The organism is Secundilactobacillus oryzae JCM 18671 (genome assembly GCF_000740055.1).
In the GTDB taxonomy this organism is placed as follows: domain Bacteria; phylum Bacillota; class Bacilli; order Lactobacillales; family Lactobacillaceae; genus Secundilactobacillus; species Secundilactobacillus oryzae.
In genome coordinates, this window is record NZ_BBJM01000041.1 from 1 (window position 1) to 12,263 (window position 12,263).

15 protein-coding genes are annotated in these 12,263 nt (G+C 40.0%); 2 read left to right on the top strand and 13 right to left on the bottom strand.

The annotated features are described in order from the left end of the window. Positions 1–126: 126 nt before the first annotated feature. The 4 genes from LOSG293_RS10285 to LOSG293_RS08705 all read right to left on the bottom strand — a co-directional run bounded on the left by LOSG293_RS10285 (position 127) and on the right by LOSG293_RS08705 (position 1,400). Positions 127–249 carry a hypothetical protein gene (locus tag LOSG293_RS10285; protein WP_268870198.1) on the bottom strand — a complete coding sequence of 41 codons (123 nt, stop codon included), beginning with the start codon at positions 247–249 and terminating at the stop codon, positions 127–129. A 73-nt stretch (positions 250–322) separates the two neighbouring features. Then, a complete protein-coding gene (locus LOSG293_RS08695; protein WP_034529426.1) occupies positions 323–553 on the bottom strand; it encodes a DUF2922 domain-containing protein in 231 nt (76 codons plus the stop codon). Positions 554–569: 16 nt separating this feature from the next. Further along, entirely contained in the window at positions 570–779 is a 210-nt protein-coding gene (locus LOSG293_RS08700) for a DUF1659 domain-containing protein (RefSeq protein WP_034529428.1), read from the bottom strand. A gap of 87 nt (positions 780–866) precedes the next feature. Then, positions 867–1,400, bottom strand: coding sequence for a sigma-70 family RNA polymerase sigma factor (locus LOSG293_RS08705; protein WP_034529430.1), 534 nt, complete (start codon positions 1,398–1,400; stop codon positions 867–869). 565 nt (positions 1,401–1,965) lie between these two features. Between LOSG293_RS08705 and LOSG293_RS08710 the strand changes: the two genes are divergently transcribed. Then, a complete protein-coding gene (locus LOSG293_RS08710; protein WP_081919943.1) occupies positions 1,966–4,110 on the top strand; it encodes an amidase family protein in 2,145 nt (714 codons plus the stop codon). 150 nt (positions 4,111–4,260) lie between these two features. Next, positions 4,261–5,181: an IS30-like element ISLsa1 family transposase gene (locus LOSG293_RS08715; RefSeq protein ID WP_034529432.1), complete on the top strand. Its 921-nt coding sequence runs from the start codon at positions 4,261–4,263 to the stop codon at positions 5,179–5,181. A 240-nt stretch (positions 5,182–5,421) separates the two neighbouring features. On the opposite strand, the gene LOSG293_RS08720 is transcribed toward LOSG293_RS08715, so the two are convergent. From LOSG293_RS08720 to LOSG293_RS08760, 9 genes are all read right to left on the bottom strand, one after another. Further along, complete coding sequence (locus LOSG293_RS08720) at positions 5,422–6,408, bottom strand: LacI family DNA-binding transcriptional regulator (protein ID WP_034529434.1); 987 nt, start codon at positions 6,406–6,408, stop codon at positions 5,422–5,424. Positions 6,409–6,524: 116 nt separating this feature from the next. Then, positions 6,525–7,166 carry a bifunctional 4-hydroxy-2-oxoglutarate aldolase/2-dehydro-3-deoxy-phosphogluconate aldolase gene (locus LOSG293_RS08725; protein ID WP_034529447.1) on the bottom strand — a complete coding sequence of 214 codons (642 nt, stop codon included), beginning with the start codon at positions 7,164–7,166 and terminating at the stop codon, positions 6,525–6,527. 18 nt (positions 7,167–7,184) lie between these two features. Then, on the bottom strand, positions 7,185–7,727 hold the full coding sequence (hxlB, locus tag LOSG293_RS08730) for a 6-phospho-3-hexuloisomerase (RefSeq protein ID WP_034529435.1): 543 nt from the start codon (positions 7,725–7,727) through the stop codon (positions 7,185–7,187). Next, positions 7,727–8,350 carry an orotidine 5'-phosphate decarboxylase / HUMPS family protein gene (locus LOSG293_RS08735; protein ID WP_034529436.1) on the bottom strand — a complete coding sequence of 208 codons (624 nt, stop codon included), beginning with the start codon at positions 8,348–8,350 and terminating at the stop codon, positions 7,727–7,729. Before LOSG293_RS08735 ends, hxlB begins: the two co-directional genes overlap by 1 nt. 27 nt (positions 8,351–8,377) lie before the next feature. Next, the gene (locus LOSG293_RS08740; protein ID WP_034529437.1) at positions 8,378–9,343 is read right to left on the bottom strand and encodes a sugar kinase; all 966 of its coding nucleotides are present in this window, start codon (positions 9,341–9,343) and stop codon (positions 8,378–8,380) included. Positions 9,344–9,382: 39 nt separating this feature from the next. Beyond that, positions 9,383–10,675, bottom strand: coding sequence for a transporter permease (locus LOSG293_RS08745; RefSeq protein ID WP_034529438.1), 1,293 nt, complete (start codon positions 10,673–10,675; stop codon positions 9,383–9,385). 3 nt (positions 10,676–10,678) lie between these two features. After that, complete coding sequence (locus LOSG293_RS08750) at positions 10,679–11,428, bottom strand: sugar phosphate isomerase/epimerase family protein (RefSeq protein WP_034529439.1); 750 nt, start codon at positions 11,426–11,428, stop codon at positions 10,679–10,681. 16 nt (positions 11,429–11,444) lie between these two features. Further along, a complete protein-coding gene (locus tag LOSG293_RS08755; RefSeq protein WP_034529441.1) occupies positions 11,445–11,714 on the bottom strand; it encodes a hypothetical protein in 270 nt (89 codons plus the stop codon). Between the two features lie 285 nt (positions 11,715–11,999). After that, positions 12,000–12,212, bottom strand: coding sequence for a PTS sugar transporter subunit IIB (locus tag LOSG293_RS08760; RefSeq protein WP_034529443.1), 213 nt, complete (start codon positions 12,210–12,212; stop codon positions 12,000–12,002). Positions 12,213–12,263: the final 51 nt, after the last annotated feature.

The window sequence follows — 12,263 nt, forward strand, 5'->3', positions numbered from 1 at the left end:
TAATAACCGTAGAATCAGGACCAAGCTAAAAGGCAAGTCACCAGTACAATACCGAGAACTTGCCAATCAGTTAGTAGCTTAATTTAGTTGTCCAAACTTGTGGGTTCACTTCAGGTAAGGCCATTTTTAACAGTCATTCATCGTCACCATCAGGAGTTGCACTCCCGCAGTCACCAATTGTTGATTTCGGATCCAGCAACCACCCGCAATTAACAGGCAAGCAGTCGCCATTAAGCAAATTCTTTTCATTTCGCAGCCTCCTCCTCAACCAGGTCCATCACCTAAAGTCGGATAAGCAGTGGGAGTCTACAATTTGAAAAGCTTACTTATATTCTGAAACGATAGTCGTTGAAGTTGTGACGTATTGAATCGCTTTTTCCTTTACATAAATCTTAGCGCCATCCTTGGCAAACAAGTTCAACTTGGCCATCTTACTGGCAGCTTCCATCAAGACGTTTTGGGGTAAGTCTGGGAGTGCGTAAGGCATTGAAAGCATATGCTTAGCGCCCGTTCCATCAGTAAATACGAATTGCAAAGTTTGTTTTTCAGTCATTTATTCGTTCCTCCTATTATTTAGCTGGGCTAGTCACAACATCGTCTGCGGTTGTGATGACAGCACTATCAAATTTCTTACCCGTTAAGGTACCTAAAATCTCACCGAATGCTTCAATATCTGCTTCAGCCGGCGCTTGAACCGCGTTGGAGAAACTGTGGCGAGTCGTGCCGTTTTCATCCTTCATAACCATTGTGAGTCCGGTGCGTTTCCATGTCTTTTCCATTTCGAGTTCCTCTTTTCAAGTTAGTGTGTAATTGTCGGCCAACGCTTACGGTTATACAAACACCTCAAGTAAGAAAAGTGTAAAGGCTTATTTTTGAAAATCCGATAAATGATAGCGTACACTACGCCGCCAGCCATACACCGTCTGCCGAGAGACGCCACGCTTTCGAGCTATCTCAGTTGGTGTCAGTTGATGAACGAGTGCGTCTTCCAAATAGTGACGCTCACAGCGCCCCACTTTTGCGTAGACGGCATCTAATTGGTCCTGAACGTATAGCTGCTCAGCTTGGCGTTGTTGCTCAATCTGACTCTGAGAAAAGTCCTGTTCTAGGATATCGGCTACTTCCTCTGGACTAGCCTGCCGATACTTCTGGTACCGCAAAATATTCAGGAACCGCCGATATAGGGCATTGTAAAAATAAGCCAGTGCTCGTTTCTGTTCCGCTTCCGGATTACCAGGAAATCGATCATACAGTTCTGGGAAAAATAGCCACGCCTCCTGTACAAAGTCGTCAAACCGATCATCGCCCTTTAGGATGCTGAGCTTCTTCAACGCCCCATAAATGATTTTGTCATGGTCGCCCGTCATTAAAAATTCATACGCTATTCTGTTTTTATCCATTTCTATGAATTACCTCTTTCGAAGAATCCATAGGCGCCTATGGTTAGAATTAATCTTATTAAATGAGAGCCCAAATCAAAAGTGGTCGTGGAAACGGTAACAAGTGCTCGTGAAAACGGTTGTAAGTCGATCTTTGACCTTATTTGATTTTAATCAAAATTTGTAATCGCCTGGTATGACTGACTTTTAAAAATGAGAACGATTTTGAAAAAGCACTCAAGAATCTGAAAAGGTAAAAAAAGTTTATTTTTAGAATCAAAAGCCTATTAGACTGGGATTCTAATTTTTGAAAAGGGTAAAAAAATAGCAGTTCGAGGAGAACTGCTTCTAAACAGGTACGATTAACGACATGTAATCATATTCAAATAAATGAATTTTTATTTTGAATTTACGGGTATCGAGTAGTTTGACAAGCACAATCGCAGTATAAATGTAAGCCTTTACAAAAACTTTATATGGCTTATCATTTTTTATGTATATCTAAAGTTTCCATCAAAATGAAAGACGGTGAATTAATTTGAAACATTTTTCTAAAAGATTCAAGCAATACTTGATGCTATTATTCATGGCCACATTTTTCGGGTTCTTTGGAGCAACTTCCATCCCCACTTTAGCTGATACCAATCCCCCGATAAAAACTACCGCTGATGCAACTCGTCAAGTTCTCACCGATGCTCAGTATCGCGATGCTAGTGCAAACGACCTTGCCAAAATGGTTCGAGCGAAGCAAGCCACGCCTGAAGAACTCATTCATCATGCCTTTTCCTTACTCGCTCGGGACAATCCTACTCTAAACGCTGTTATTTATTCCAGAGAGCAAGCCGCATTGCAGGAGGCCAGTGAATTAAAAGATACTGGGCAACCATTCTATGGTGTCCCTTTACTAGTTAAGGGTCTCATGCAGCTGATTTCCGGCGGTCCAAACACGAATGGCCTTTTACCCTCAGCTGGAGCCACTACATCTGCAACACTCCCCATTACCAAGGCATTTCAAAATGCGGGATTTATCGTTATTGGCGTCACAAATTTTCCTGAAATGGGATTAATCAATGTAACGACCTCCAAACTCTACGGGGCGACCAGTAATCCTTGGAATACCGATTACAATCCTGGTGGTTCTTCAGGTGGTGCCGCGGCTAGTACCGCAGATGGTATTGTTCCACTGGCCGGCGGTAACGATGCTGGTGGCTCAATCAGAATTCCTGCATCTTGGACAGGACTAATTGGCTTAAAACCCACTCAAGGTATCATCACGGGTGATAGCTCAACCCCAGCCGCCGTTAATTTCGCTGAAACCAAGACCATGGAAGATACCAACTTGCTATTTGATAGCCTACTTAATCCCAAGAAATCTGATCAGGTTGAATCAGCGCCAACTAATTTAAAAGGTATGACAATTGCTTATTCAACAAAATCACCAGTTGGTACCCCTGTCAGTAAAGACGCTGTTAAAGCCGTTGAACGAGCCGTCAGCTTCTTAAGGACTAAGGGATTTAAACCAGTTGAAGTCGGCTCTCCAGTTGATGGTCAAAAATTAATGCAGGCCTACTATCTACGTGCTACATCCAGTGGTTCTACTGCCAATTTCATTATTAAACAAAAAACCAAACAAAATATGACTTTTGATCAGGTTAGTCCAATGACCTGGGCTCTCTACCAAGCCTCTAAAAAACTTCCCACAACAGCCTCTAAAAAACTTCCCACAACAGCCTCACAAACTTACCAGAATGAGCTAAACCTTATCAATCAACAAATGATAAATTTTCATAAGCAATATCCATTATATTTAACTCCCACAACTGCAACAGCGGCCCCACGAAATGACGATCCGGCTTTCTTATCAGAAGATGTTAATAAGTTAAAAACTATCGAGAATTTAGATTCAGACCAGCAAATGCAACTTATCTACGAATCTTGGTTACATGGTCTTTCGAAGTCACCTTTCACCCAGTTAGCTAATCTATCTGGAGAACCAGCCATCAGTTTACCAACTTACGTTAGCTCAGATGGTTTGCCATTAGGAATTCAATTTCAAGCAGCTCAAAATAATGACCGCTTACTTCTCAAAATAGGTGATCTATTTGAGAAAAATGGATTATTTAAGATCTTAACCCACACAACCAAAAATCCGCCTGCAAATAAAGATACTCCGATAACTTCAAGTTCTAATGCTGTACCTACGACAACCACACCTAGTTCAAAACCTGAAAAAAGCGCGGTAATTATCAAAAAATACGGCAGTATTCACGTTAATTCCGCTGTATACGCCACTAAGAAGATTAATCTTTACCAGGTTCCTGTTTTTAATAAACTGCAAATCAAAGCTAGTTATGCTAAGCAGAAGCGGATCAACCGGCCAATGTTTGTTGTAACCAAAATCATTAAAAACCAGAATGGTAAGGTTCGATACTATGTTAAGGACGTCAATCACCATACCAAGACAGACAAATTACAAGGTTACATCACGGCACGTAAAGATTTTGTAGAAAATGCTTACTATACCTCTTTACCTAAAGCCTTAAAGATCAAGGTCATTGCTAACCATCTTAACGAATACAAAGATGCTAGGTTATCCAAACAAATCCAATCTGATAGAAGAAACGATACACTAACTATTAAGAAGATTATTCATCATCATCTAACGACTCGATTTCAATTAAGTAATGGTCACTATATCACAGCTAATAAAAAATTCATCATATTCAAGTAATTTACTATGTATTAAATCCAACTTTAAAAAGTTGGATTTTTTTTGCTTATGGGGCAAATTCTATAATTAATCCGAACAGAAATTAAAAAGCCCAAAGCAATCACTTACAATGGTAGTAGCTAATTCCAACCAATATAGGGAGTGATTACTTTGGGTACATCTACTTTATCACGTTTTCAACGTGGCGCACTAGCACAACTGGTCAATGAGGGGAATAAATCTTACCAAGTAATGGCTGACGCCTTAGGCGTCGCCAAAGCTACGATTAGCTATGAGTTGGACCGGGTTAAACCTTATGATCCAGAATTAGCTCAGCAAGATGCAGATCGCAAAAGGCGGAATTGCGGTCGTCGTTCGATGCTGACGGCAGCATTAGCGACTTTAATTACCAATCACTTACGATTAACCTGGCCACCAGAAACCATTGCGGCCGCTGATAACTTGAGCACTGCGTCAATTTATAATTGGCTTAATCGTGGCTGGCTCCCCTTCAAATTGACTGATCTACCCAATCGGAATGTCCGCCAGCACCGAGTGAGCGAAAATCGTGGGAAATTTACAAGTGGGACTTCCATCGAACAACGGCCAACAACTGTTAATCAACAGTTAGCTTTTGGTCATTGGGAAGTAGATATGGTGCTTTCTAGTCGAAGTGAGTCACGATCATGTCTGGTTACATTCGTAGAACGTAAGACCCGACTTCTATGGGCCATCAAAGCCCCTAATAGAACGGCTAAGGCTCTAAACACCGCCTTTGGCAAGTTTATGGGGGCCTTCGGTCCCCAAGTAAAATCCATTACTGTTGATCATGGTAAAGAGTTTGCCAATTATCAGGCCTTAGAACAGGATTATCAGATCAAAGTTTATTTTTGCCATCCATATTCACCATGGGAGCGAGGTTCCAATGAATATTTTAATAGACGGTTACGCTGGTTCTTCCCGAAAAAAACCAATTTTAGCCAAGTACCGACTGATGACATCCTAGCAGCACTTGAACTAATTAATCAACGACCATTAAAAATACATCATCAACAGACTGCCATTGAAAGATTCCGGGCTTGTTCGGATTAAACTTGTAATTTGCCTATTTAATATTCATAGACAAGCCTCCAACCATTGAAAACCCTTACAAAAAACATTATAAAACATTGTGCGTGTTTTAACTTTCACACTAGAAACTGAAATTTCAGAGTGTTTTCCCTCTTTATTGAAATGTGATCATTTTAAATTTAACTGCATAAAAGAAGTCCCTCTTACTTGAGGGACTTAAATTATCCTAATAAAATTTCAAAAACTTATGCAACTACATGCTTATTCCAACTTCGCCTCAATCACAATCCTATCATCCGGCACTTCTTTGTCGCTAACGATATCATACATAACTTCCGCTGCACTAGCTCCCATCAAATAAGGATCCTGAGAAATTAATGTTAATTTAGGTTCTAACTGGCGTGCAATATCCGTATCAGCAAATCCTGTGGCAGTGACTGTTTTATTATCAACAACCCCCTCTATCAAGAGTGAAGGCATAAATTCAAGCAACCATCTTTCCTTCAAGAAGAAAATTAACGTCTTTTCATCTGAATTTTGGATTAACTTAAGCAGTTTTTTATCGATTTCAGCATGATTATAAGATTTTTCCGGAACTTCTACCACATTAACTTTGTTACCAACGGACTTGATTCCCTTGTACCTTTCCTCACGAGTACGTGCAGCTTCAATTTCAGACGACATGACAATGACATGGGTGAACCCTTTGTCGCTATAATACTGAGTTGCTTGTCGAGCAGCCTCATAGTTATCCGTCACAACCTGTGGCCAAGGGTTGGGATCCATTTCACGATCGACAATTACGATAGGAATGTCCCGTCTAATTAAATTCCTAATTTTCTGCGGATCACTGAATGGCTGCAAAATTAGCCCATCAAAGTTTTGCTCACCAATCGCCTTGAGTAACCGCTCCTCCCGTTCGATATCAGCATCAACATCAAAAAGCATCCCAATATAGCCCTTACTTTCTAAAAAAGAACTAATACCCTTAAAAAGTTCCGTTGAAAAATAATCATCAATATTTGAAACGACAACGGCAATCATTCTACTGGATTTCGTCTTCATTTGCCGTGCTACAGAGTTAGGTACGTAATTCAGTTTATCAATGGCTTCCTGAACCTTTTGCGCAGTTTTAGGTGACATTCTCCCAAAATCACCATTCAAGTAGCGAGATACTGTCGCCACGGATGTATCAGCAAGTGCTGCCACATCTTTAATATTTGCAGTTTTACTCTTCTCTTCTTTCACCTAATCCACCATCATTTTCAATAAAGTATTACGCCCATTTTACCATTTAATGCGAATAGCCCAAAACAAAGACGATGTGAAGATGACTCCTCACATCGCCATAAGCTTTTTATGATTTATTTAGCTGCTTTTGCTTCAGCTACAAACTTCTTTGCATTCTCAGTAACTTGTGCAAAATCGCCTGTCGCAGCTGGTCCAACCAGCTTACCACCGACGCCAAGAACAGTTGCACCTTTGGCAAACCATTCTTTGACGTTGTCCACCGACACACCACCGGTAATCATGAGATTAGCTTGTGGGAATGGCCCTTTAAGCTCTGAAACCATGTTCTGACCGATTACTGAACCAGGGAACATTTTAACGATTTCTGCGCCAAAGGTTAAAGCCTTTTGAACATCAGTAGGTGTCATGCATCCAGGAATGTAAGGAATTGCGTACAAGTTACAAAGCTTTGCAACATCCTCTGAAAAAGCAGGACTAACGACAAACTGAGCGCCTGCCACGATAGCTAATCGTGCCGTAGCTGGATCTAAAACAGTTCCAGCTCCAATTAAAACACTATCATCATCCTGATATTTTTCCGCTAAATCAGCAATAATTTCATCTGCATGTGGCGCAGTAAAAGTTAATTCTATACCTTTTACGCCACCTTCAACACAGGCAACTGCCGCATTGAATGCTTCATCTTTAGATTTACCTCTAACAACGGCAACAATTCCAGATTCAGCAATTTTATTTAAATAATCTGATTTTTGCAACATCGTAAAGATTCCTCCTTATTCCATGTTACTGTGAGAAGCTTTGGCTGCATCGTTTGATGTATTGTCACGCCGACTTAATAATAAGCACAAAACGTCTAGAGTAATATGAACACTTTGGTCAAAGAGCGTACTCAACAATTGAATTGACTTAACGCCACTTCCTGTTTTAGTTGCTCCAGGAACGACGATGGTTGCATCCCCCAACTGACCCAATTTGGAATCAGCTTTACTGGTTAATGCGACGATTTGTACGCCATCATTTTTCGCTTTTTCCGTTAATTCAACGATACTTGCTGTTTTACCAGATCCAGATACGGATACAAGGACATCACCCTTTTGGATAGATGGTGTAATGGTCTCACCAATAACAAACACAGTGTAACCAATGTGCATTAATCGCATTGCGAATCCCTTTGCCATGAGACCAGATCTGCCTGCACCTAACACAAAGATTCGCTTATCTTTTTGGATTAATTTTTCTGCATTTTCAATTTCGGTTTGATCAACCAAATCCATGACCTGATTAACTTCACCCATAATTTCTTGTATAAGACTCATTACCCAATTGCCTCCATAAATGTTTTTGCAGCCTTCACAGGATCTTCCGCTTTTAAAATGCCACCGCCAACGATGACACTTTCCACAATTCCCTGTTTGGCTAATCTTGATGCCGTATCCAAATTAATGCCACCAGCAACTGAAATCCGCTTAATATCTGGAAAATCTTTATGAAATTGTTCAACAGTTGCTACAGCATCAAATCCACTCACGTTATCTTTTGAATGGTGAATACCATAGATGGCATCTGGAATATTTGCAATTTCAGCCATCTTTTGATTATCAGTTTCCATCAAATCAATAAAAATTTCCTGACCAGCCTCTTGTGCAACTTGACTGACCTTTTTGATGGTATCGACCGATGAACCACCCATTACGGTTAAAATATTAGCACCGGACTCATATCCCTTACGAAACTCATATTCACCCTCGTCGATGGTTTTAATATCAATTAACGCCTGTGCATGCTTCAAACTTTTAACTGTCTGCGTCATATTCAAAAGACCGTAATCTTTTACCAAGGATGTTCCAAATTCAACGATATCGACAATTCCGTCCAGCTTAGCAGCTGTCTCCGCAGCATACTCAAGTGAAACTCGATCAATAGCAACCTGTAATTTCATTATTGTACTAATGCTCCTTTTTCATTATTAAGCTTCCTCAGATACCCCTTCTTTTTCATAAAAGGTAGTGAGTTCGTCATGAGTTGGGTATCCATCATTATCACCAGGCGTTTGAACTTGTAATGCACCCACAGCGTTACCACGTAATGCAGCAGCCTTGATTGACTTGCCTTCTAGCAGTGCTGTAATAACACCTAGAGCAAACCCATCGCCCGCTCCAACAGTATCAACAACGTGGTCAACCTTGAAGCCCTTAACAGTGAACTTTTCACCATCGCTCTTCTTAACGAAGGCGCCGTCTGGACCAACCTTCACCATCACAATGTTAGTTCTTTCGCCCTTTAAGTAAAAGTCAGCAATTTCTTCAGGATCTTCTGATCCCATCAAAATCTTACCTTCATTAATTCCTGGCAATACGATATCTGCGTAGCTTGCTAATTCATTGATTGTTTTAACCATTTGCTCTTCGCTGTCCCACAAACTAGGACGAAGGTTAGGATCAAAAGTCGTCAAAATATTTTTATCATTCAGACGTTTGTATAATTTTCGGAATGATTCTTGAGCTTCTGCAGAAATGGCTGGGAAAATACCAGACATATGTGCAATCTTTACATCGTCAAGATCAACCTTATCAATAACGTCTTTACTTAAGTAACAAGCTGCAGATCCCTTACGATAGTTTACTACTTGTGGGTCCCCTTTGGAAACCAGTTGTTTAACTTGATGACCCGTCCAGTGGTCAGGATCTGAAGAAATATACTTTGTCCCAACTTGATGACTATTAATGGTCTTAATGACAAATTGACCAAATGGTTCTTCACCTACTTGAGAAATATATTCAACAGAATGGCCTAACCGCTTAACACCAATGGCAACGTTTAATTCAGCCCCACCCATAATTTTGTGGTATTTTAAAGCATCCACCAAAGACTTATCTATTTCTTCTGACGCAAAAGTAACTAATGGTTCACCAATTGTAATAACTTCACTCATAATTCATAACCTCATTTCAAAATTTTAAGTTGGGGTGTTTTATCCAAAGAAGTAGAAGACTAATAATTCATTAATAATCGATACTACCCACATGACCGGCACTCCCAGTTTCAAGAAGTCCTTTGATTGAACCTTCATGTAATCCAAGCCCCAAACATTCCATGATTGGGTGATATCCGTTGAGACAGCAAGCAAGGTTGGTACATAGAGCAATGGCAAAAGGAAGGCATCATTGAACAATCCGGTTCCTGATAAAACAGCCGCCGTTGCAGCACCAGCGCCCCAAACGTGAAGTGGTCCACGGAATAAGGCTAATGGAGCTAAGATACCAAGTGCTAATGCCAAAACTAAGTGGCTGTGAGGCAAAATAGCAGCAAACAATGGGCGGAATCTTGCGGCATCCATTGAAGCAGCACCACTAAACATAATCAGTGCCATCAAGAACATGATTAAGCCGGCAATGTCACTAATCGCTTTACCAACAGTTTCGTTTAAGAAGTTAACAAATCCCTTGTAACTCTTCATTTTACCAGTTAATAACATTGCAAGTAGGGTTGCTAATGTCAAGGCTGGAATTGCATCCCAGTGAAAGATCATGTTCATCAAAACAGGGATAATTGGAATAATAAAGGCAATCTTTGGTACTTTAGCAACTTCCGTTTCACCCTCACCGCTAGCACCAATAATTCTCAAGTTTTCTTCCGCGTTAGCTGGGTTAATCTTCTTTCGATGAATCAAGAAGAAAATAACAACTGCGGCTAATTGAACCAGTGCAGCAATGATACCGAATACTAAGTATTTACCGCCATATTCAGCTTTAGGGAAGAAGGCTTTAATTTGGTTGTAAAGTACGACGTTGATGTACATCGGTGCTCCGATGGCCAACGAGAATGCTGATAAGGCCAAGTCTCGTGGAATACCGACAGAAAGCATAATTGGCAATAAGATAACGCCAATCGCAATAACCGAACCAACACCATAAGCACTAACGAAGATGAAGGCGGTTACAAAAAGAACTAAAATGCCGGCAATTACTGGCCGTTTCTTTCCGACCTTGTTGGTTTGCTCTGAGATTGCTGGAGCAATACCACTTTCAACTAATACACGACCAAACCAAGAACCAAATACAATGTAAATGATTGTTGGCCCATAATTTAACGCCGGTTCAGCGAACACTTTTTGGATAACTTGATCTGCCGGAACCATACCGATAATTGACCAAAGAATAGCCATTACGAAGAATCCAATCATTAGGTTACCACCCTTAACGATATAAACGATAAAGGCAGCAAACGTAACGAGAAGTAAAATTGCACTAATTGTCGAAGCCATGGTTTATGCACCTACCTCTGTACGAAATAATTTAATTTGAGCAGCAATTTGTTCGTCTGTATCCATTGGGTACTCTAGCGCGAATTGAACGTCACCTGGTAAGTATGAAATGATGTTTTTCCAATCGTACATTCCAGTATTCAAATCAGCTGAAGTTGTTAATTCACCGTTGTTATCAATTGTATTTTTCAAGTGAATATAGTGGGTATATTTAGCAAGTGCTTTGGCACTTTCAACTGCATCGCCATGAGTGAACGCCCAGTTTCCTAAATCGTACACGTATCCTAATTGAGTTAAGCCTTTGTCATGAGCTGCACTTAAGAAGTTTGTAATGGCTTCAACAGTCCCAGATACTGGCGTTTGATCGTTTTCCACGTTCATTTCAATTTCATCTAGTGGGAACTTGCTAAATTCTTCAGCTAAATCACCTTTGAAGTTAACGAAGTGGCCAGTGTTGAACTTAATCTTGGAAATTCCAAGTTTTTTTCCTTCTTCGAAGTATTGAGATAACATAGGGTTTACGGAACCATCTTCTAAGAACACTACATCAGGAACACTGAGGTTCACAATTAAGTTGTGTGCTTTCGCCCTTGTTGCAACATCTGATAACTCACTATCTAAATTCTTAAAATATTCGCGTCGAACTTCAATACCATCTGCTCCAAGCTTAGCCACACGGTCAACTAATTCAGCCTGTGTAGCCCCTTTTTTTACGTCTGATTCAAAGATCCAAGTATTCAAGATGAGTGTCATAATTTTATTTCCCCTTTTAGTATTTATTTAGTTTCCGAACTCTTTCCATCAATTGTTCAAACGACATGTCCTCAAACCGTAGCTCGTCATTCGGTCCATGTGGTCCTTCAAAGTTCTTTTGTTCGACTTCGTTAAAGTCTTCAACCAAGTAGTACGCCGTTAAATAATTCAAAAGATACTTTTTCGACTCTTCTACAACTTTTGATTCATCAATATCCCGTTGTTGTGCCGCATTTGCAAACCCGCTTGCAAACTTATCTGGATTAATCATCATACGCGATGACATATAATGCCCCCTTCAAGGTCGTTGTTTTTTAAAATGATATCATTCACACCATTATGGTAATCGTTTACCTAAAATGTGTCAACATATTTTTGTAAGCGCTTAAAAGACCATTCAACAGGTGTTATTTTCTAAACATTGATAGATTAACCGTTTACCTATTTTCTTCCTATGCAAACAAATTAAAAAAATTACTGATTGCTTAGTTACATAAAAAAGACTCACTCTTTTTTAGAGCAAGTCTTCGTCTGATGGTGCTTGAAATTAGAAATTATATTAACTTTAACATTATTCTTTACTACGTCCCTCCAAAAGGCCCTTCATTTCCACCTTGTCATTTTGTGGCATGATTTGAATAAAGACATGAGTTCCCTTTTCGATAAGACGTTCGAAGGTAGCATTCTCGGCTTCACTTGTCGAAATCGTATGATAGATTCGTGGATTGAAGTCAATATTTGAGACAGATTTTAAGAGATATTCAGAACCGCGTTTACCTTCCACAGCTCAAATAAATCATTAATCGCGATTAATAACTTATTTGAACCCTGGAAA

Coding starts and splice junctions, on each gene's coding strand:
- LOSG293_RS08755 (WP_034529441.1), bottom strand. CDS start 11,714: ATGTCATCGCGTATGATGATTAATCCAGATAAGTTTGCAAGCGGGTTT.
- hxlB (WP_034529435.1), bottom strand. CDS start 7,727: ATGAGTCTTATACAAGAAATTATGGGTGAAGTTAATCAGGTCATGGAT.
- LOSG293_RS08700 (WP_034529428.1), bottom strand. CDS start 779: ATGGAAAAGACATGGAAACGCACCGGACTCACAATGGTTATGAAGGAT.
- LOSG293_RS08735 (WP_034529436.1), bottom strand. CDS start 8,350: ATGAAATTACAGGTTGCTATTGATCGAGTTTCACTTGAGTATGCTGCG.
- LOSG293_RS10285 (WP_268870198.1), bottom strand. CDS start 249: ATGAAAAGAATTTGCTTAATGGCGACTGCTTGCCTGTTAATTGCGGGT.
- LOSG293_RS08695 (WP_034529426.1), bottom strand. CDS start 553: ATGACTGAAAAACAAACTTTGCAATTCGTATTTACTGATGGAACGGGC.
- LOSG293_RS08745 (WP_034529438.1), bottom strand. CDS start 10,675: ATGGCTTCGACAATTAGTGCAATTTTACTTCTCGTTACGTTTGCTGCC.
- LOSG293_RS08750 (WP_034529439.1), bottom strand. CDS start 11,428: ATGACACTCATCTTGAATACTTGGATCTTTGAATCAGACGTAAAAAAA.
- LOSG293_RS08740 (WP_034529437.1), bottom strand. CDS start 9,343: ATGAGTGAAGTTATTACAATTGGTGAACCATTAGTTACTTTTGCGTCA.
- LOSG293_RS08705 (WP_034529430.1), bottom strand. CDS start 1,400: ATGGATAAAAACAGAATAGCGTATGAATTTTTAATGACGGGCGACCAT.
- LOSG293_RS08710 (WP_081919943.1), top strand. CDS start 1,966: ATGGCCACATTTTTCGGGTTCTTTGGAGCAACTTCCATCCCCACTTTA.